This is a genomic window from Photobacterium sp. Hal280, assembly GCF_037162255.1.
Lineage (GTDB): Bacteria > Pseudomonadota > Gammaproteobacteria > Enterobacterales > Vibrionaceae > Photobacterium.
The window spans coordinates 1,115,887-1,134,518 of the sequence record NZ_JARLUO010000001.1 but is presented as its reverse complement, the minus strand read 5'-3'; the positions used below and the strand labels follow the sequence as shown (position 1 = coordinate 1,134,518).

Genomic DNA, 18,632 nt, shown 5'->3' with positions numbered 1-18,632 from the left:
AGATGGCGACTTTACACAATCACGACCGCAAAAAGCAGTGGTGTAAAGGGATAACAAAAAACGCAGCCGAAGCTGCGTTTTCATTATTGAAAGGCAGTGAAAACGGATCAGGCATAAGCCAGCGTGAAGCGTTGATTGACATGCGCAGAAGCTTCCAGCTCATCAATCATGGCTTTTGCGTAGTCTTCCACAGAAATACGGCTGTTGCCCTCTGCGTCAGTCAGCAGTTGATCTGATCCCAGCTGATACTGGCCGGTCCGCTCGCCCGGTGCAATCATGGCCGCCGGAGACAACATGGTCCAGTTCACGCCCTGCTGTCCACGCAGCGCATTCAGCGCGTATCTGGCTCCTTCTGCTGTGGCTTTGTATTCTGCCGGAAACTCTGGCGTATCAATCAGTTGTACGCCGGGTGCAACTTCCAGCGAGCCCGCGCCACCGACGACCATCAGGCGCTTGGCATCAGCAGCCTGTGCTGCCGCCAGAATACTGTCGAAACCCTGAGCAAAGTAGCCGGCAACATCCGTCTGGGCGTGGCCGGAAAATGCACTCAGTACGGCATCGTAACCCGCCAGTTGCGCTGTCAGTGCCTGGGTATCCTGCACATCGGCTTTCTGAATCGTCAGGCCGGGTTGTGTTGCCAGACGTTCCGGACGGCTGACCAGTGCTGTCACCTGATGACCCCGGCTCAGGGCTTCTTCTCGCAGTGCTGAACCAATGAAACCACTTGCGCCAATGATTGCAATTTTCATGATGTTGTCCTCGATTGTTTTCGTTGATGGACACATTGTGCGATGAAAGATTGATTTGAAAAATACGCCGTTGGATAATTCACTGTTATTAAATTCATAACAGTGAACACGATGAGTCACGCACTTGACCTGAATACCCTGCCCTTATTTATTGCCACCGTTGAGGCGGGATCATTTACGGCTGCGGCCGAGAAACTGGGCTGTACGAAAACCAAAATCAGCCTGAATATCAAAGCGCTTGAAGCCCATCTGGGTTCAGCACTGTTTAACCGGACCACGCGTCAGGTCACGCTGACAGAAGCCGGGCAACAGCTCTATCTGGCCTGCCAGCCATTGCTGATCAAACTGGACGAAACCCTCAGCGAAGCCAGTACCAGTTCACAAGCCCTGTCCGGCACGCTGCGGATCACAGCGCCTGTAGATCATATGGCGCTGATGCTGGCGCCCGCTGTCGCCGCGTTTGCCAAAGTGCATCCAAAACTCACCGTTGAGCTGCGCGGCGGCGATAAGGTGTCGGATATGGTGCGTGACGGGATTGATCTGGCCATTCGGATGGGGTGGCTGAAAGATTCCAGCCTACGGGCGCAGAAACTGGGTGAGTTTGAACAGCGTGTGATGGCTTCTGCCGGATATGTACAGGAAATGGGCAGACCGCAGCATCCGGGTGAACTGAAACATCATCGCTGGATTGAGTTTTCGCCCCTGCCAAGCGCACTGACCTGGACGTTCACCCGGGCAGACGAACAGGTTCAGGTGCAAATGCAAAGTCATGTTCGGGTCGACAACACCAGTACCCTGCGCAGCCTGATCAAAAGTAACGCGGGATTGTCGGTAATTGCGACCCATTTTGGCGAAAATGATCCGGAATTAATCCCCTTGTTCACCGACTGGCAACTACCACGGGGCGGGATTTACGCCGTATTTCCGCCGGGTGCTTTTATTCCGGCGAAAGTCAGAACTTTTGTTGAATTTTACCGGATATGGCTGACCGAAAAGATGTCAGCCCATACGTAACGGCATTGCTACCGACCCTGCCGCCCAAGTGCTTGGATCTCTTTCAGCCATGACTCCCGCTGGGTTTCCGTCGACGAGATCACCGATCCCAGCAAGGTGGTATCGGCAGAGCTGACTCCGCAAAACTGAAGCGTGAATCGGTCAAGCTGGGCCAGCACAGGCTCAGCCTGTTCGGCCAGCAATTCGGCAGGGGCATCCATGGTCAGAATGATCCGGGCTGTTTTGCCTTGCAGTAACTGCACCGGGTAGGGATTGTTTTCCTCAAACTGAAAAGCGAAACCGGGCAGAATCGCTCTGTCGATCAGGCCCTTGAATTTCGCCGGTATGCCACCCCACCAGATCGGAGAAATCAGCACCAGATGATCCGCCCCGGCAAGCTGACGCTGAAACGCTTCTAAACAGGGCTCAAGTGGCTGGATAGCATCATAGCCAGCGACCAGATTCGGGTTGAAGTCCATGTCCGATAAATTCACACGATGCACCGTGAATTGCTCTCGCGTCTCAACTTCATAGGCGTCAGCCAGCACCCGGGCAAAACTCTCTGTTTTCGGGTTGGCATTCAGTAAAAGAATGGTTTTGCTCATGATCGTTCCTTGTTATCCAAAATCAATCATGAGTGTAAAGCCTGCCCTATAGGGCAGAGTCAAGCAGTCTGCGGACAACTATCCATCGATTGGAGACATAAGTCCACGCGTGTTATTTTTTGCTCAAGCAATGCCTGTTCAGCCAACAATTGCTGCCTGACATCAAGCAAGAAACAATGAATTTGATCCCAGTCCACTTCACCATGCCTGTAACGGATCACGCCTTTCAACCGGTTCAGGGTCACGCCCAGTTGCTTGGCTTCTTTGATCAGCTGGAGCACCTCGACGTCCGCATCGGAATATACCCTGTAATTACCCTGACGAGGCGGGACGCGAATCAGGCCCATTTCTTCATACAATCTGATGGCCTTGACTGACAACCCTGTCCGCTTGGATACCGCGCCGATGTACATGTGATTGACCCTGATAAAATACTGACTGCCACAATCATACTGCAATAACAGTGCAGATGTGATCACCCATCATGCCACAAGCCAAGCTGTTTCAATCGCTTATAGACAGTATTGCGGCTCACGCTCATGGCTTCCGCGGTTTTACTCACATTACGGCCCAGCGCCATGTACACTTTCGGCAATGCAGTCTGCCAGTCCTCTTCCAGCAGTTCTTCATCAAAATCGTCGGCGATGCGAACGACTCCTTTCAGATCCCAGAAAAAATCATCCGGTAAATGCTGAGGTTCGATTGTCTTACCTCCCGCCAGCACAGTGGCGACACGCAGCACATTATGCAGCTGACGAATATTACCGGGCCAGTGGTGTGCGTTGAACAGCTGCATGACTTCATCACTCAAATTGACAGGGCTACCCGCTTCACTGACTTCGCCAAGCACAGAGAGCACTACCCGGGCAATATCCTGCCTGTCACGCAGGGCAGGCAGTGCCACGGTCAGGCCATTGATGCGGTAATACAAATCTTCACGAAACAGTTTGTTTTTGATCTCATCACGCAGTGACTGATGGGTGGCGCAAACCAGCTGAAAATCCACCGGATAGCTTTCACTGCTCCCTAAAGGCGTCACCCGCTTTTCCTGCAGCACCCGCAGCAGCCTGGCCTGAGTGGCAAGTGGCATATCACCGATCTCATCCAGAAACAGGGTGCCTTTATCGGCGCGGCGGATCAGTCCCATGCTGCCTTTGGGATTGGCACCGGTAAAGGCCCCTTTGACATAGCCAAACAACTCAGACTCCACCAGCTCGGAAGGAATGGCGGCACAGTTGACAGCCACCATCTCAAACGCAGCCCGATGTGAAGCAGCATGAAACGCGCGCACAAACCGCTCTTTTCCCACGCCCGTTTCGCCGTGTATTAATAAGGGAATATCACGGTTAAGCACACGCATCGCCTGATGAACGGCTTTCGCCATCTGTTTATCGCCCGTATCCAAATCCGTCAGTGAGGGCTCACACGCTGGTGTGTCCAAAGCGGCGTCTCGGGGAAAGGTAATTTCAGTTGGCGCAATCGCAGACGGTTCAGCCGGGGCGTTTATCCGGGCAGACGTCAGTCCGCTGAATGTCAGCGTAGCGTCCTGCTGTGTGGCCATCAGCGCCTGCAATGACATACCGGCCACCATGTCTATGGTGATGCCCGCTAATGGCTTCCCTAACAACAAGTCAGCCCGGCGATTGGCTGACACAATTTGTCCCTGAAAATCAAACACCAGCAGTCCGGCCCACTGGCTGCCCAGATTATCAGGGCTGGTATTGAAGACAAACTGCCAGAAATGCTGGCCATAAGCGGCAAGAATCAGCTGATTTTCAATCGCCTGCGACATGACTTTCACCATGCCGTGCACCTGGGTTGTTGGCAGGTACGCATCACTGGACACATTCAGCACCCCGACAATCTGGCGATGGGGATCCACAATGGGCGAGGCCGAGGCGTTCATAAACCGGTTTTGCAGCAGGAAATGTTCATCACGGCGGATATCGGTGATCTGCTGCGTGTGTAACGCTGTGCCAATCGCATTGGTCCCTATCATTTTTCCTGCCAGCAGGCCCCGGGCTCAAACAGCGCCGGGCTCATTTGCTGCATGAAAGACGGATTGCCCCATCGCTCCAGCAAATACCCCTGATGATCCGTGAGGATGACTAAACTGCTGGTGTTGGCGAGCATGCTCTGAAAACCGGGCAATACCTTGTCACGGGTGACAGAAACCATCATTTCTGCCAGTTGCCGCTTCTGCTGCCAATGCGAGGGATCAGGAAGATGAAGGACAGGTGTCTGGTGACTTTCCAGTCCGTAATCCCGACAGCGCTGCCAGGATTCGCAGACAAGGCGAGCATCGTTTTGCAGTCTGTTTTCCATGTCGACCTTTGATCTCCGCTTTCATTGCTATCTGGCCGCAGCCAGCCCACACGCGCATTCCTGAACGTTAACTATTGTTCACACAATGTTAACAATCAACATGTCCAAGATGTGATTCACGAATGAATCACCAGCCAGAAAAAACAAAATCTCTTGTTAATCATAACGATAACCAACAAACACAGATGTTAAAAAATATGGCACATTTTTAGCGTAGTGTCGGTGAGTCGCAGACAAGGAGCCAGAACAGACATGTCGCTCATTTTGGACAAGATCACCCGTACGGTAGACGGGCTCGATTGGATAAAATCCGCCAGTCTCGAGCTTGAACCTGGTTCTTTTAATGTTTTACTGGGGCGTACGCTGGCTGGAAAAACATCCCTGATGCGGCTGATTGCGGGTTTGGATAAACCCACGTCTGGAAACATTTCTTTCAATGGCCGGGATGTAACGGGCATTCCCGTCCGCGAGCGCAATATTTCCATGGTGTACCAGCAATTCATTAACTACCCCAATCTCACGGTTTACGAAAACATCGCCTCCCCGCTGCAACTGGAAAAGCTGCCCAAAGCACAGATTGATGCGCGTGTGATGCAGACCGCCAAAATGCTGCATATTGAAGATTTCCTCAAACGTTACCCGCTTGAATTATCCGGCGGTCAGCAACAGCGTACGGCCATGGCCCGTGCGCTGGTCAAAGATGCCGACATCATTTTGTTCGACGAGCCTCTGGTCAATCTTGATTACAAATTGCGCGAAGAATTAAGGCAGGAAATGAGGGAGCTGTTTGCCTCCCGCAATACCATCGCGGTGTATGCCACCACTGAACCCAATGAAGCCCTTGCTCTGGGGGGCAATGTAGTGCTCATGCATGAAGGTGAGATCATTCAGTCGGGACAAACACCTGTGGTTTATCACAACCCGGCCAGTGTGACCTGCGCCGAGCTGTTCGGCGAGCCGCCGATCAATCTGATCACAGGGCAAATCAGCGCAGACAATGTGTCATTTTCCGAACACGTTCATTTTGCCCTGAACGATGACTTAAACGATCTGCCGCCCGATCACTACGTCTTCGGCATCCGACCGAATCACCTGACTCTAGTCCCGAACAACGATGACGATCTTGAGCTGGCCGTGGATGTCGAACTGGCCGAAATCAGCGGCAGTGAGACCTTTCTGCATGTGTCTAACCGGGAGTTGTCTATGGTGCTGCACCTTCCCGGCGTGCATGAATACGCGGTTGACAGCCGTATCAATATTTATGTGCCCACCCATAAGCTGTATGTGTTTTCAAAGGAACGGCAGCTGATCCAAGCAGCCCGCTCAGGCTGGGAGAAACAATAATGGCAGAAATTCGTCTGGAATCACTCGCGCACAGTTATACGGCGCACCCTGCCAGCGATGCCGATTACGCCATCCGCCGGATGAACCATGTGTGGGAAGACGGCGGCGCCTTTGCCTTGCTTGGCCCGTCCGGGTGCGGGAAAAGCACCATGCTCAATATCATTTCCGGCCTGCTGACTCCCTCGGAGGGTGCGGTCAAATTTAATGGTCAGACGATGAACGGCCTGGAGCCGCAGGATCGCAACATTGCCCAGGTTTTCCAGTTTCCTGTCATTTACGACACCATGACGGTGTTTGATAACCTGGCCTTTCCGCTGCGCAACATGAAAACACCGGCAGCGAAAATCCGCAGCAAAGTACAGGAAATTGCCGGGATTCTGGAACTGACGCCGGTACTCGACAAAAAAGCCCGCAATCTCAATGCCGATGAAAAGCAGAAAGTCTCGATGGGCCGGGGGCTGGTTCGCGATGATGTTTCGGCCATTCTGTTTGACGAGCCGCTGACCGTCATCGACCCGCATCTGAAATGGAAACTGAGGCGCAAGCTCAAGCAAATCCATGAGCAGTTCAATATCACGATGGTTTATGTCACCCACGATCAGCTGGAAGCAGCCACCTTTGCCGACAAAATTGCCGTGATGTACGACGGTGCGATTGTCCAGTTCGGCACGCCACGCGAGCTGTTCGAGCAACCGAACCATACCTTTGTCGGCTACTTTATCGGCAGCCCCGGCATGAATTTACTGCCGGTTAAAAGAGCGCCAGATTCAGCAGACATTACTTTCAAAGGCTTACCCATTGCACTGACCGCCAACCAGCAGCACGCCCTGTCACGCTCCAAGTCTGAGAACATCAAAGTCGGGATACGCCCGGAATTCGTTCATTTACGGGACACACAAAAAGAGGCCAGTTTCGCCGTCACTGTCACCCATACCGAAGATCTGGGCACCTACAAAATCGTCACCGTGATGCTGGATGATACGCCGATCAAAATCCGGCTTGCCGAAGGTTCCCCTGTGCCTACCCGCCATGGCTGGATCAATTTTCCCAGCCGGTGGCTGAAGCTGTACATCGATGAGTATCTGGTCGGCGAAGACAGTGAAAACGGCGATGGCGACCCTCAGGGAGGCAGCGACAATGCAGCATAAAACCGTGAATAACAAAGCATGGTGGCTGGTATTACCGGTTTTTCTGCTGGTCGCTTTTTCTGCCATCATTCCGTTAATGACAGTGGTGAATTACTCGATCCAGGATATCTTCGATCAGAACACCGCCTATTTCGTGGGCAGTGAATGGTATAAAGAAACGCTCAACGATTCGCGTCTGCATGATTCGCTGCTGCGCCAGTTTATCTATTCGGCCTGCGTGCTGCTGATCGAAATTCCGCTCGGCATTCTGGTCGCGCTGACGATGCCAAGCAAGGGGATCAAGGCATCACTGGTGCTGATCGTGCTCGCGATTCCGCTGCTGATCCCCTGGAACGTGGTGGGCACCATCTGGCAAATTTTCGGCCGGGCTGACATCGGCCTGCTCGGCTGGTTTTTGAGCAGTATCGGCGTTGACTACAACTATGCATCCAACCCGGTCGATGCCTGGGTCACTGTGCTGGTGATGGACGTCTGGCACTGGACCTCACTGGTGGCCCTGCTGTGCTATTCCGGTTTACGCGCCATTCCCGATGTCTACTATCAGGCAGCCAAAATAGACCGGGCCTCCAACTGGGCCGTATTCCGCTACATTCAGTTACCCAAGCTGAAAAATGTGCTGCTGATTGGTGTGCTGCTGCGCTTTATGGACAGCTTCATGATTTACACCGAGCCGTTTGTTCTGACCGGCGGTGGCCCAGGTAACGCCACCACTTTCCTGTCGCAAACCCTGACCAAAATGGCGGTGGGTCAGTTTGATATCGGCCCTGCTGCGGCGTTCTCCATCATCTACTTCCTGATCATCCTGCTGGTGTGCTGGCTGTTCTACACCTCAATGACAGTGATGGATAAGGAGAAATAATCATGCAGAAGCGGAAAACGTTCATTTTGCTGCTGTACATCCTGTTTTTGCTGCTGCCGATTTACTGGCTGCTGATGATGTCATTCAAAACCAATGAAGAGATCCTTGGCGGACTGACCTTCTGGCCCACTGAATTTACCCTGGCCAATTACAAAGTGATCTTTACCGATCCCTCCTGGTACAGCGGCTATATCAATTCGCTGACTTACGTCTCAATGAATACCGTGATTTCTCTGCTGGTCGCCCTGCCGGCTGCCTATGCCTTTTCGCGTTACCGCTTCATTGGCGACAAACACATGTTCTTCTGGCTGCTCACCAACCGTATGGCGCCGCCTGCAGTGTTCCTGCTGCCCTTTTTCCAGCTTTATTCCTCGGTCGGACTGTTCGACACCCACATTGCCGTTGCACTCGCGCACTGCCTGTTCAACGTGCCGCTGGCGGTGTGGATTCTGGAGGGCTTCATGTCGGGCGTGCCGAAAGAAATCGACGAAACTGCTTATATTGACGGCTACAGCTTTCCGCGCTTTTTCGTCCGCATATTTCTGCCGATGATCCGCTCGGGGATTGGGGTCACCGCCTTCTTCTGTTTCATGTTCAGCTGGGTCGAACTGCTGCTTGCCCGCACCCTGACCTCCGTCAATGCCAAGCCGATCGTTGCCACCATGACCCGTACTGTCAGTGCTTCCGGCATTGACTGGGGCGTGCTTGCCGCCGCCGGTGTGCTGACCATTATTCCCGGATTGCTGGTGATCTGGTTTGTTCGCAACCATGTCGCCAAAGGCTTTGCCCTTGGCCGTGTTTAGCATGAGACCGGAAAGGAGAGACCCATGAATTGGATGGCCTGGACCCTGCCCAGTGCACTGTTCTTTATTGCGATCGCCGGCATCTTGCTGACGATGACCGTCTTCGAGATCCTCAAACCTTGTGTTGAACGCAAAGGCTTTTTGCCGATCAGCACAACCCGGGGAGATCGACTGTTTATCGGCCTGCTCAGCAGTGCCTATATCCACCTGCTCTTCCTTGGCATCACTGACCTGTCCATCTGGATACCGTTTACGCTATCTGTGTTCTGGCTGGCCATTTTGCTGCGTTGGGGATAATACAAAACTAAGGAGTTCACGCATGAACCGCACACGCTTTGTACCTAAACCGACTACATTGGGGCTGATCATCACACTCTTGCTGTCGCCGGCTGCCTTCGCTGATCAATACAGCGATGCGGCCAAGAAATGGATTGACGATGAGTTTGCGCAGTCGTCGCTCAGCAAAGACGATCAGATGAAAGAAATGGCCTGGTTTACCGAAGCCGCCAAACCCTTCCGCGGCATGGAAATCAAGGTGGTGTCTGAAACCATCACCACTCACGAGTATGAATCAAAAGTGCTGGCAAAAGCCTTTGAGGAAATCACCGGCATCAAAGTGACCCATGATTTGATTCAGGAAGGGGATGTGGTGGAAAAACTGCAAACCGAAATGCAGTCGAACCGCAGTATCTATGACGCCTACATCAATGATTCCGATCTGATTGGTACCCACTTTCGCTACGGCAAAGTGATTCCGATCAGCGATTACATCACAGGAGAAGGCAAAGACGTCACCCTGCCCACACTGGATCTGGACGATTTCATCGGTCTGAGCTTTACCACAGGGCCGGACGGCAAAGTCTATCAGCTTCCTGATCAGCAATTTGCCAACCTGTACTGGTTCCGCGCCGACTGGTTTGAACGCGAAGATCTGCAGAAACAATTCAAAGAAATCTACGGCTATGACTTGGGTGTGCCGGTGAACTGGTCGGCCTACGAAGACATTGCTGAGTTTTTTACCGTGCATGTGAAAGAAATTGACGGCAAACGCGTCTACGGCCACATGGATTACGGCAAGAAAGACCCATCGCTTGGCTGGCGCTTTACCGATGCCTGGTTCTCCATGGCGGGCGCGGGGGATAAAGGGTTACCGAACGGTAAACCCGTCGATGAATGGGGCATCCGGGTCGAAGGCTGCCGTCCGGTTGGCTCCAGTGTCGTGCGCGGTGGTGCAACCAATGGTCCGGCGGCCGTCTATGCTACCACCAAATATGTCGAATGGCTGAACAAGTACGCACCCGCTGAAGCCCAGGGCATGACCTTCTCTGAAGCAGGTCCGGTTCCCGCACAAGGCAATATCGCGCAGCAAATTTTCTGGTACACCGCTTTCACGGCCGATATGACCAAACCCGGGCTGGAAGTGGTCAATCCGGATGGCACACCGAAATGGCGTATGGCGCCGTCACCCAAAGGCCCGTACTGGGAAGAAGGTATGAAGCTGGGCTATCAGGATGCCGGTTCATGGACACTGATGAAAGCCACCGATCCCGAGCGCCGCAAAGCCGCCTGGTTATATGCCCAGTTCACAGTGGCAAAAACCGTCTCGCTGAAGAAAACCCTGGTCGGCCTGACCCCGATTCGTGAGTCAGACATCAATACAGAGATCATGACTGAAGCGGCGCCTAAACTGGGCGGTCTGGTCGAATTCTACCGCAGTCCGGCACGGGTTCAGTGGACACCAACCGGCACCAATGTGCCTGACTATCCGAAACTGGCTCAGCTATGGTGGCAGTATATTGCGGAAGCCGCGAATGGCGAGAAAACCCCGCAGCAGGCACTGGATGGGCTGGCCACCGCTCAGGATCGCGTGCTGGAGCGTTTGGAGCGTGCCAATGTGCAGGGTGAATGTGGCCCGAAACTCAATAAACCCAGAGACGCCGCCTACTGGCTGGCCCAACCCGGCGCCCCGAAAGCCAAGCTGGCTAACGAGAAGCCCCAAGGCGTGACCATTCAATACGCTGAGCTGCTGAAATCCTGGCAGCAGTAACGAGCCGGTCACAAAAACCCTCAGGGAGGCATCATGCCTCCCTGACGTTGAATCAGCTGAACGTTGAAATATATAACTTTTCCACTTTTGCTCTCGCCCAGTCCGTTTTACGTAAAAACTTCAGTGACGATTTAATGGAAGGATCATTTTTAAAACAGTTAATATCGATTTCGCACGCCAGAATCGTCCACCCATAATGATCAACCAATTGGGTTAAGATTTTTTCCAGGGTCAGGCCGTGCAGGGGGTTATTCGGTTGCTCGCGGTTCATAAGCTTTTCTTCGGTGGCAGTATTGGTAACGGGCAAGAGTATACAGAATATTTCGCCATCCGGCATGGCGACAATGCCTCAGCGCCAAAGTATTCCTTTCACTCTGGTCAGTAAGCTGAGAGAATGCCGCTGTCATTTCAAATAAAACGACCCATCATGAAACTTCTAGTTCGTAATCTGTCTCGCTCAACCACTGAGCAAGACATCCGTAAAGTGTTTTCTGAACACGGTAAAGTGACCGAGTGTACGCTGGTACTCGATCAGGAAACCGGCCATTCCAAAGGCTTCGCTTTCGTCGAAATGCCGGATCAGGATCAAGCCAAAGCAGCAATCGCCAGCCTGAACCTGACATCGCTTGCCAAAAGCAAAATCCGGGTGAAAAAAGCGCACTAAATCAGTCATCCGATAGCCAGAAAAGAAGCGCCTTTTCTGGCTGTTTCCTTTCTGTTTACCGGTAAGGAAACTCAACGCTGAACATCGCATAAAGATACTCTTCTCCCCAGACGCCTTTGAACCTCTCTGTCGATAAACCTCCGCTGTCGCCATCTTTACCTATATTTTTGATCAGGCTGAAAAATTATCACCTGATACCCCTATTATTTCTCAGTGTTTATCAGCACCAATTGAGACTAGACTGAGTTGAACTCCAAAAACGAAAGGAAAATACCATGATTCAACAAGGCCAGACTCTGCCAGCCGCGACCCTGAGTGAACTCACAAAAGACGGCATGGTCAACCATGACGTAGCAGAACTGTTTGCAGGCAAGAAAGTGGTGTTGTTTGCGGTTCCCGGCGCCTTCACGCCAACCTGCTCGGAATCTCACCTGCCAGGTTATGTCGTGCTGGCTGATCAACTCAAAGCCAAAGGCGTGGATATCATTGCCTGTGTGTCAGTCAACGATGCCTTCGTGATGCAAGCCTGGGGCGAAGCACAAAATGCCTCAGAAATTATGATGCTGGCAGACGGTGACGGCAGCTTCACCAAAGCGCTGGGTCTGGAGATGGACACCGCGACATTCGGCGGCCTGCGTTCACAACGCTATGCGATGATCATCGACAACGGTGTGGTCACGCAGCTGAACGTCGAAGCGCCGAAAGAATTTGAAGTCAGCAAGGCAGAAACCATTCTGGCAAGCCTGTAATTTCAGAAAAACACAACGGAAGCAAAAGCTTCCGTTGTTCTCGGCTTTACTTTATCTCTGTCATCGAAAAATGATGGCTGGCAATATGAAACCCTTCGCGCAGATAAAACTTATGCGCCGCAAAACGCTGCACGCCCGAATCCAGATGCAGTTGCTGGCACCCCTGCGCCTTTGCGTACGCTTTCAGCCAGTGAATCAAACATTCGCCGACACCCTTGCTGCGGTGTTGCTCAGCTGTCACCAGATCATCCACATAAATGGCTTTGCCCCAGGCCAGCTTTTCTGACACCACAAACCCTGCTACCCCCATCACCTGATCACCCGACTTGACGTAAACCACCTGATAGCCCTGCGCCATCTGCTTGGTGATCTGCGCCTGTAACGCGGCGCTGTCGTACTGCGGACGCAACTGACGCAATACGTCCAGCACGAAAGGGACGTCCTGATTGTCTTCTAGAAAATGTACTTTCATCGGGTTCCTGTGATTTCCTGTTCAGATTTTGATGTCGTTGTCTGTTTATAGCGGTTTCAATCGCACCTGCACAAGATTTTATCCGCAGAAAATTTAATCCCTGTGTCAGCTTCGTCAACCATCAACATCAGGCAATGCCGTTTAATTCACCGACCCTACCTTGTTCCCAATCCAGACTTTAATATCCGCCAGCACGCGTTCAACCTGGCTCTGCCCCTGTGCATCCTTAAAAGCGTGATCAAGTCCGGCATAGATCCGGGGTTGAATGTGAGGAGCAGTTTGCTTTAACGCCTTGACCATCGTGTGAAAGGCCTCCGGATTCACATTGGTATCCTCTTCCGACTGAATCAGAAGCACCGGGACATCAACCGCCTGCAGTATCTTTTGCTGGTCAGCCGTCAGCATCGCTTTCCACCATGGAAAACCGTGCCCGCTGACAGAAATGTCCATCTCGTTGCTCTGTGTCACGGCTTGTGCAAACTGCCGGAATCCTTGTTCCGCTTCGTTGAAAGCGTGCGCTGGCATCTGGGACTGCATGTTGTAGAGCACATCATCAATGAAAAAGCGCCCACCGCCATTCAGCGCCACCACAGCGGTCACTTTGTCACTTTTCCCGGCCAGCAGATTGGCCACCAAAGCCCCTTCACTGCCCCCCAGCAGGATAATCTGGGCATACCGATTATCCTGATCCAGTTGATCCAGCACCGTCAGGTAATCATCCACCCGTTGCAGCGGCGAATCCTGTCTCAGATAAGCGTCAGGGCAGTCCGTCCGCTCCGGGTCGGGATTCCAGCTCAGCCGCTGATCGATCCCGTATTTTTCGACCGTCAGGATGTCGGCATCGTCCATCACCTGACTGAAGTTGTCATTGATATTTTGATTATGAAATACACTGTTGCAGTCTGAGCCCTGAATCAGCACCAGCAAACGGTCGCTGTCACGCCCGGTCAGATAATAGGTCATGGCAGAACCATCACTCCGTTTGAGCGCTTCGGTGACCATTGAAAAAACCGGTAAGGACACCACTGAAACAGCAGCAGCCACCATGAACAATAAGTGCTTTAACATCCCTTTCTCTCCTGTGATCCAATCTTCTGCTTTGATAGCGCTTTGGGCAGATTGTTCCCAACCCAATGCAACATCACACATAAACAGCATTTCTTTATCAGATCAGGTCATGCCGCAACACAAATGATTTCAGATAAAGATGGCAGGAATGATCATGGATTTGGTAATCTTATCCGGCAACGGCTCATTTTGAACCGTAAATACAAATGATTATTCGATAAAACAGCCACTTAAATAATGAAAAATATCGAAACGAAATGGTTACAGGATTTTCTGACCCTGGCCGAGCTGCGTAACTTTTCCCATGCTGCCGCTGTGCGTAATGTCACGCAGCCGGCTTTCAGCCGTCGGATCAAATCCCTGGAGGCCGAGCTGGGGCTGAATTTAATCGATCGCAGCAAAACCCCTATCGAGCTGACCCTGAAAGGCAAGCAGTTTAAAACGACTGCGCTGTCGATCCTTCAGCAGCTGGATGACGAAGTGAACCGTCTGGCTGGCAGCTCATTTCTGGGGCGTCATACCGTGCGGATCAGCTCCTCGCATTCCATGGCGATCAGTGTGCTGCCGAAGCTCCATGCCTGTTTGTTTAACCCGACCTTAAACACTCAGCTTTCTGTGGTGGCCAATGAAGTAGATGACGCGGTGAAGCAGCTGATCGACGGGAAATGCGATTTTCTGTTTTCTTTTTATGAGGACAGCCTGCAGATGGCGCCTTACCGCTCTATCTATCTGGGCCGCTCTTATCTGTACTGCGTGTCGGCCGTGGATGAACACGGTAAACCGCTCTTTGATCCCGCAGACAATGACGCCGTGCCGTCGCTGGACTATACCCCGGAAAGTTACATGGGCCGGGCGCTGCAACGTGCCAACCGGCGGTTAACGCAAAATACTGTCTGTACCTCATCGATGACAGATTTTATCAAAGCCCTGGTGATGCAAGGCAAAGGGATCAGCTGGTTACCGGATTATGCCATCAAGGATGAGCTGGCCGCCGGACGTTTGCAGATCCTCACCGCACGGGAGCCCGTCCCGCTGGATCTGTACATTTACCGTTATCACTCCCGGCTGCACCCCACCTGCGAGGCCATCTGGAGCGCACTGAGTAAAATCAGCCCGATTGATGGCCTGATGAGCAGGGACTGACAATCACTGTCTCCCAGAAATAAAAAAACCTCCCTTGCAAACAAGGGAGGAAAAGGATGTAGGGTTTCAAGACCTTTTATTGATTGTTCTTCAGATTCTTTTCGTTATGACATTCTTTTAGCTGTACAGTTTGGCTTTGTAGGTCGGGCGCATCAGGTTCTGAGCAGAGAAAATATCGTTCAGCTCTTCTTCGCTCAGCAGGCCACGCTCCATCGCCACTTCTTTCACACTGCGACCGGTTTCAGCACAAATCTTACCGACGATATCGCCTTCGTGATGGCCGATATACGGGTTCAGGTAAGTCACGATACCGATCGAGTTGAAGACGTAATCTTCACAGATCTGACGGTTCACTTTGATGCCTGAAATACATTTGTCCGCCAGATTGATACAGGCATTGCTCAGCAGTTCAATTGACTCGAAAATCGCCTGACCGATCACCGGCTCCATCACGTTCAGCTGCAACTGCCCGGCTTCTGCCGCAAAAGTCACTGTGGTGTCGTTGCCGATCACTTTAAAGCACACCTGATTCACCACTTCCGGGATCACAGGGTTCACTTTGGCTGGCATGATAGAAGAGCCTGCCTGCATTTCCGGCAGGTTAATTTCATTGAGACCCGCACGCGGACCCGATGACAGCAAACGCAAATCGTTACAGACCTTCGACATCTTCACCGCCAGACGCTTCAGCGCGCCGTGTACGGTCACGTAAGCGCCACAGTCAGAGGTCGCTTCAATCAGATCTTCTGCCGGTACACAGTCCAGGCCGGTCGCTTCTGCCAGATATTTCACCGCCAGTTCCTGATAACCGGCCGGGGCGTTCAGGCCGGTACCAATCGCGGTCGCACCCAGGTTCACTTCCAGCAGCAAGGCCGCGGAATACTTCAGGTTTTTGATTTCTTCTTTCAGCAAGATACTGAACGCGTGGAATTCTTGTCCGACCGTCATCGGCACGGCGTCCTGCAGCTGGGTACGACCCATCTTCAGCACATCACTGAATTCTTCGCTTTTGGCGTCAAAGGCCGCCTGCAGGTGCTCAATTGAGCCCACCAGCTTGATAATGCTGTTGTAAACAGCGACACGGAAGCCCGTCGGGTAAGCACAGTTGGTGGACTGGCTCTTGTTGACATGATCGTTCGGGTTGATGATGTGATATTCGCCTTTGGCATGGCCTTTCAGCTCCAGCGCAATGTTGGCGATCACTTCATTGGTGTTCATGTTGACCGAAGTACCGGCGCCACCCTGATAAACGTCAGAGATGAACTGATCCATACATTTACCGGTTTCCAGCACCAGATCGCAGGCTTGAATGATGTACTTGCCCACTTCCGACGGAATGCTGCCCAGTTCCATGTTGGCACGTGCTGCCGCTTTCTTGGTAAACACCATGCCGCGAACAAACTCTGGCACGTCGGAAATACGCATTGAAGAAATATTGAAGTTCTCGTAAGCGCGAAGAGAATGAATGCCGTAATAAGCAGAAGCGGGAATTTCACGCTGGCCTAACAGATCTTCTTCAATACGTACTTGCTGGACAGTATCTAGCATAGCGGTCACCTTAAACTCATGGGTAGGAAAGAGATACCACTTCGCCGCTTATACGAGCCATCTTCAGCTTCTTATGGCGGCTAAGTGATTCATACAATCGTTGTTTTGAACGGCAAAGGGAAATGCATAAAAGTAAGTCACAATGCAATTAATGCATAGCGGAAGAGATTGCAAAAAAAGGCTATTTATTCTTATCAACCCCGAATGCGTAATTACCGTCTCTTTATGCATCCTTGGTGCATGAAACCAATAAACGCCTGTCTCAGCAGTTGGTTAGCCTGCGTCCTGACAATCTCACGCAATCGGCAGGAATATGATCCGGGTCTGAATATTGGGTTTTACCCGTCACAGTGAAAATGGGCTGCCAACCTGATGAAATTGACAAACTCCTGCGTCATATTCTTCAGTTTTGGTCTGCAAAACCTGTTCTCCTGTATAAAAAGTCACCGGTTCAAAAAGCGCCTGTATAAAAAAGGCCAACCTTCGCGGCTGGCCTTGTTCTCTTTGCAGACGTCTCGAAGATTAAGCGATATCTTCGCTCGCCGTCAGCGTCGTTTTCTCTGTGCTGCGGTGATAGATTTCAGTGTCCAGCTCGTCTTCGCTGCGACCCACCAGTACCGCGACCATCAGATCGCCGCAGACATTCACAGTGGTACGCGCCATGTCCAGAATACGGTCAATCCCGGCAACAATTGCCAGACCTTCCATAGGCAGGCCAACTGTGGTCAGGACCAGCGACAGCATGATCAGACCCGCTCCCGGGACGCCTGCGGTACCAATGGAAGCCAGTGTCGCTGTCATCACGATGGCCACATAGTCGGCAAACTCCAGGTTAATGCCAAAGGCCTGGGCCACAAACAGCGCCGCCACACCCTGATACAGCGCCGTGCCGTCCATGTTAATGGTCGCGCCTAACGGCAGAACAAAACTGGACACGCCTTTCGACACACCCAGCTCTTCACGGGCACATTTAATGCTGGCAGGCAAAGTGCCTGAACTGCTGGTGGTGGTAAACGCCACAGCAGCCGGGGTCGCGATCCCTTTGATATAAGGCATCGGGTTCAGACGGCCAAAGACTTTGATCACCGCCGGGTAGAACAGCAACACGTGCAGCAGGCTGCCGATGTACGCCACCGCAATCACTTTGAACAGGGGCAGCAGAATCTCCAGACCGTATTTGCCGGCCACCCAGGCCATCAGACCGAAGATACCGTAAGGCGCCAGCTTCATGACCAGTTCGGTCAGCTTGTACATGGCTTCAGCCAGACTTTCGAACACCTGAACGGCAGGTTTGCCTTTCTCGCCACACAGGTTCAGCGCCACACCCAGGCCCAGCGCGAAGACGATAATTTGCAGAATGTTCCCGGTTGCCAGTGCACTGATAGGGTTATTCGGAATGAGACTGAGCAGTGTCTGAACCAGGGTCGGTGCTTCTTTTGCTTCGGTCGCCGCGGCAGTTGCCGTCATCTCCAGGCCGGCACCCGGTGCCAGAATCGTGGACAGACCCAGACCGATACTGATGGCCACGGCTGTGGTCGAGAGGTAAATCACAATGGCCTTGGCGCCAATCCGTCCCATCTTGCGGGTATCTTGCATCGAGGTGACACCCACCACCAGAGAGCAGAACACCAGAGGCACGATGAGCATTTTGATGGCATTGATAAACAAGGTGCCGATAGGTTTGAGGATTTCTGCGTCAGGGCCGAGCAGGCTGCCCGCAATGACCCCCAGAATCATACCGACCAGAATTTTCTTCCATAAGGCGAGTCCGCCCCACAGACCTTTCGGGGTTGGCTTCTCGTGAGCTTGTTCCATGTTATTTCCTTATCCAATTGACAGAAGTCGGGTGCATCCCCGTTTCTGCTTCGCTGTCATTGTTTACACGTCAGGATGGGCTGCGCCCATACATACAGGAGCAGGGTTAATGCAAGCATGATGCCAAACAATAAAAACAAACTAAGCCATTGTTATTCATAAGAAAGAACAGAAGAAGGGAGATCGGCCAACGCAAGAAGGGGTATAACCAAAGGAATAGGCACGGGCAGCAACACCACACCTTTTCTTTATAAAACATTGCCTTATTGAGTATTTACAAAGTTATAACCTTTACTTTGG

The 18,632-nt window shown here is 52.3% G+C and carries 20 protein-coding genes; 10 read left to right on the top strand and 10 right to left on the bottom strand.

Features of this window, described 5'->3' with window-relative positions:
* Positions 1-107: 107 nt before the first annotated feature.
* Complete coding sequence (locus P4S53_RS05390) at positions 108-749, bottom strand: NAD(P)-dependent oxidoreductase (protein ID WP_337111745.1); 642 nt, start codon at positions 747-749, stop codon at positions 108-110.
* Positions 750-860: 111 nt separating this feature from the next.
* Between P4S53_RS05390 and P4S53_RS05385 the strand changes: the two genes are divergently transcribed.
* The gene (locus tag P4S53_RS05385; RefSeq protein WP_337111744.1) at positions 861-1,763 is read left to right on the top strand and encodes a LysR family transcriptional regulator; all 903 of its coding nucleotides are present in this window, start codon (positions 861-863) and stop codon (positions 1,761-1,763) included.
* A gap of 8 nt (positions 1,764-1,771) precedes the next feature.
* Here P4S53_RS05385 and P4S53_RS05380 read toward each other — a convergent pair whose 3' ends face one another.
* The 4 genes from P4S53_RS05380 to P4S53_RS05365 are packed head-to-tail and all read right to left on the bottom strand — an operon-like array spanning position 1,772 to position 4,672.
* A complete protein-coding gene (locus P4S53_RS05380; RefSeq protein WP_337111743.1) occupies positions 1,772-2,347 on the bottom strand; it encodes an NAD(P)H-dependent oxidoreductase in 576 nt (191 codons plus the stop codon).
* A 59-nt stretch (positions 2,348-2,406) separates the two neighbouring features.
* Positions 2,407-2,826, bottom strand: a complete 420-nt coding sequence (locus tag P4S53_RS05375; RefSeq protein ID WP_337111742.1) for a MerR family transcriptional regulator — start codon at positions 2,824-2,826, stop codon at positions 2,407-2,409.
* Positions 2,823-4,346 (bottom strand): sigma-54-dependent Fis family transcriptional regulator, encoded by a 1,524-nt coding sequence (locus P4S53_RS05370; protein WP_337111741.1) that lies wholly within the window; start codon positions 4,344-4,346, stop codon positions 2,823-2,825. The genes P4S53_RS05375 and P4S53_RS05370 overlap by 4 nt, the downstream gene beginning before the upstream one ends.
* The gene (locus P4S53_RS05365) at positions 4,343-4,672 is read right to left on the bottom strand and encodes a hypothetical protein (RefSeq protein WP_337111739.1); all 330 of its coding nucleotides are present in this window, start codon (positions 4,670-4,672) and stop codon (positions 4,343-4,345) included. The genes P4S53_RS05370 and P4S53_RS05365 overlap by 4 nt, the downstream gene beginning before the upstream one ends.
* A 252-nt stretch (positions 4,673-4,924) precedes the next feature.
* Between P4S53_RS05365 and P4S53_RS05360 the strand changes: the two genes are divergently transcribed.
* Genes P4S53_RS05360 through P4S53_RS05335 form a run of 6 tightly spaced genes read left to right on the top strand, consistent with a single transcriptional unit; the run spans position 4,925 to position 10,873 of the window.
* Complete coding sequence (locus P4S53_RS05360; protein ID WP_337111738.1) at positions 4,925-6,016, top strand: ABC transporter ATP-binding protein; 1,092 nt, start codon at positions 4,925-4,927, stop codon at positions 6,014-6,016.
* Positions 6,016-7,164, top strand: a complete 1,149-nt coding sequence (locus P4S53_RS05355; protein WP_337111737.1) for an ABC transporter ATP-binding protein — start codon at positions 6,016-6,018, stop codon at positions 7,162-7,164. The genes P4S53_RS05360 and P4S53_RS05355 overlap by 1 nt, the downstream gene beginning before the upstream one ends.
* Positions 7,154-8,023: a carbohydrate ABC transporter permease gene (locus P4S53_RS05350; RefSeq protein WP_027250728.1), complete on the top strand. Its 870-nt coding sequence runs from the start codon at positions 7,154-7,156 to the stop codon at positions 8,021-8,023. Before P4S53_RS05355 ends, P4S53_RS05350 begins: the two co-directional genes overlap by 11 nt.
* A gap of 2 nt (positions 8,024-8,025) precedes the next feature.
* Positions 8,026-8,826, top strand: a complete 801-nt coding sequence (locus P4S53_RS05345; protein WP_337111736.1) for a carbohydrate ABC transporter permease — start codon at positions 8,026-8,028, stop codon at positions 8,824-8,826.
* Positions 8,827-8,850: 24 nt separating this feature from the next.
* Complete coding sequence (locus P4S53_RS05340) at positions 8,851-9,123, top strand: DUF2160 domain-containing protein (protein ID WP_337111734.1); 273 nt, start codon at positions 8,851-8,853, stop codon at positions 9,121-9,123.
* A 22-nt stretch (positions 9,124-9,145) separates the two neighbouring features.
* The gene (locus tag P4S53_RS05335) at positions 9,146-10,873 is read left to right on the top strand and encodes an ABC transporter substrate-binding protein (protein WP_337111733.1); all 1,728 of its coding nucleotides are present in this window, start codon (positions 9,146-9,148) and stop codon (positions 10,871-10,873) included.
* A gap of 52 nt (positions 10,874-10,925) precedes the next feature.
* On the opposite strand, the gene P4S53_RS05330 is transcribed toward P4S53_RS05335, so the two are convergent.
* Positions 10,926-11,144 (bottom strand): VF530 family protein, encoded by a 219-nt coding sequence (locus P4S53_RS05330; protein WP_337112068.1) that lies wholly within the window; start codon positions 11,142-11,144, stop codon positions 10,926-10,928.
* 156 nt (positions 11,145-11,300) lie between these two features.
* Between P4S53_RS05330 and P4S53_RS05325 the strand changes: the two genes are divergently transcribed.
* On the top strand, positions 11,301-11,537 hold the full coding sequence (locus P4S53_RS05325) for an RNA recognition motif domain-containing protein (RefSeq protein ID WP_161443920.1): 237 nt from the start codon (positions 11,301-11,303) through the stop codon (positions 11,535-11,537).
* Positions 11,538-11,812: 275 nt separating this feature from the next.
* Positions 11,813-12,286, top strand: a complete 474-nt coding sequence (locus P4S53_RS05320) for a peroxiredoxin (protein ID WP_337111732.1) — start codon at positions 11,813-11,815, stop codon at positions 12,284-12,286.
* A gap of 46 nt (positions 12,287-12,332) precedes the next feature.
* On the opposite strand, the gene P4S53_RS05315 is transcribed toward P4S53_RS05320, so the two are convergent.
* Together P4S53_RS05315 and P4S53_RS05310 are read right to left on the bottom strand one after the other, a co-directional pair.
* On the bottom strand, positions 12,333-12,758 hold the full coding sequence (locus P4S53_RS05315; RefSeq protein WP_337111731.1) for a GNAT family N-acetyltransferase: 426 nt from the start codon (positions 12,756-12,758) through the stop codon (positions 12,333-12,335).
* 141 nt (positions 12,759-12,899) lie between these two features.
* A complete protein-coding gene (locus P4S53_RS05310; protein ID WP_337111730.1) occupies positions 12,900-13,826 on the bottom strand; it encodes an alpha/beta hydrolase in 927 nt (308 codons plus the stop codon).
* Positions 13,827-14,063: 237 nt separating this feature from the next.
* Between P4S53_RS05310 and P4S53_RS05305 the strand changes: the two genes are divergently transcribed.
* Positions 14,064-14,969, top strand: a complete 906-nt coding sequence (locus P4S53_RS05305) for a LysR substrate-binding domain-containing protein (protein WP_337111729.1) — start codon at positions 14,064-14,066, stop codon at positions 14,967-14,969.
* A gap of 117 nt (positions 14,970-15,086) precedes the next feature.
* Here the strand turns inward: P4S53_RS05305 and aspA are convergent, their stop codons facing one another.
* Entirely contained in the window at positions 15,087-16,517 is a 1,431-nt protein-coding gene (gene aspA, locus P4S53_RS05300; RefSeq protein WP_161443929.1) for an aspartate ammonia-lyase, read from the bottom strand.
* 522 nt (positions 16,518-17,039) lie between these two features.
* The gene (locus P4S53_RS05295; protein WP_337111728.1) at positions 17,040-18,332 is read right to left on the bottom strand and encodes a dicarboxylate/amino acid:cation symporter; all 1,293 of its coding nucleotides are present in this window, start codon (positions 18,330-18,332) and stop codon (positions 17,040-17,042) included.
* Between the last annotated feature and the right edge of the window lie 300 nt (positions 18,333-18,632).

What these genes read in the sequence shown, in the direction of transcription:
- P4S53_RS05390 (WP_337111745.1), bottom strand. Translation starts at nt 749, where the DNA reads ATGAAAATTGCAATCATTGGCGCAAGTGGTTTCATTGGTTCAGCACTG.
- P4S53_RS05385 (WP_337111744.1), top strand. Translation starts at nt 861, where the DNA reads ATGAGTCACGCACTTGACCTGAATACCCTGCCCTTATTTATTGCCACC.
- P4S53_RS05380 (WP_337111743.1), bottom strand. Translation starts at nt 2,347, where the DNA reads ATGAGCAAAACCATTCTTTTACTGAATGCCAACCCGAAAACAGAGAGT.
- P4S53_RS05370 (WP_337111741.1), bottom strand. Translation starts at nt 4,346, where the DNA reads ATGATAGGGACCAATGCGATTGGCACAGCGTTACACACGCAGCAGATC.
- P4S53_RS05365 (WP_337111739.1), bottom strand. Translation starts at nt 4,672, where the DNA reads ATGGAAAACAGACTGCAAAACGATGCTCGCCTTGTCTGCGAATCCTGG.
- P4S53_RS05360 (WP_337111738.1), top strand. Translation starts at nt 4,925, where the DNA reads ATGTCGCTCATTTTGGACAAGATCACCCGTACGGTAGACGGGCTCGAT.
- P4S53_RS05355 (WP_337111737.1), top strand. Translation starts at nt 6,016, where the DNA reads ATGGCAGAAATTCGTCTGGAATCACTCGCGCACAGTTATACGGCGCAC.
- P4S53_RS05350 (WP_027250728.1), top strand. Translation starts at nt 7,154, where the DNA reads ATGCAGCATAAAACCGTGAATAACAAAGCATGGTGGCTGGTATTACCG.
- P4S53_RS05345 (WP_337111736.1), top strand. Translation starts at nt 8,026, where the DNA reads ATGCAGAAGCGGAAAACGTTCATTTTGCTGCTGTACATCCTGTTTTTG.
- P4S53_RS05340 (WP_337111734.1), top strand. Translation starts at nt 8,851, where the DNA reads ATGAATTGGATGGCCTGGACCCTGCCCAGTGCACTGTTCTTTATTGCG.
- P4S53_RS05335 (WP_337111733.1), top strand. Translation starts at nt 9,146, where the DNA reads ATGAACCGCACACGCTTTGTACCTAAACCGACTACATTGGGGCTGATC.
- P4S53_RS05330 (WP_337112068.1), bottom strand. Translation starts at nt 11,144, where the DNA reads ATGAACCGCGAGCAACCGAATAACCCCCTGCACGGCCTGACCCTGGAA.
- P4S53_RS05325 (WP_161443920.1), top strand. Translation starts at nt 11,301, where the DNA reads ATGAAACTTCTAGTTCGTAATCTGTCTCGCTCAACCACTGAGCAAGAC.
- P4S53_RS05320 (WP_337111732.1), top strand. Translation starts at nt 11,813, where the DNA reads ATGATTCAACAAGGCCAGACTCTGCCAGCCGCGACCCTGAGTGAACTC.
- P4S53_RS05315 (WP_337111731.1), bottom strand. Translation starts at nt 12,758, where the DNA reads ATGAAAGTACATTTTCTAGAAGACAATCAGGACGTCCCTTTCGTGCTG.
- P4S53_RS05310 (WP_337111730.1), bottom strand. Translation starts at nt 13,826, where the DNA reads ATGTTAAAGCACTTATTGTTCATGGTGGCTGCTGCTGTTTCAGTGGTG.
- P4S53_RS05305 (WP_337111729.1), top strand. Translation starts at nt 14,064, where the DNA reads ATGAAAAATATCGAAACGAAATGGTTACAGGATTTTCTGACCCTGGCC.
- aspA (WP_161443929.1), bottom strand. Translation starts at nt 16,517, where the DNA reads ATGCTAGATACTGTCCAGCAAGTACGTATTGAAGAAGATCTGTTAGGC.
- P4S53_RS05295 (WP_337111728.1), bottom strand. Translation starts at nt 18,332, where the DNA reads ATGGAACAAGCTCACGAGAAGCCAACCCCGAAAGGTCTGTGGGGCGGA.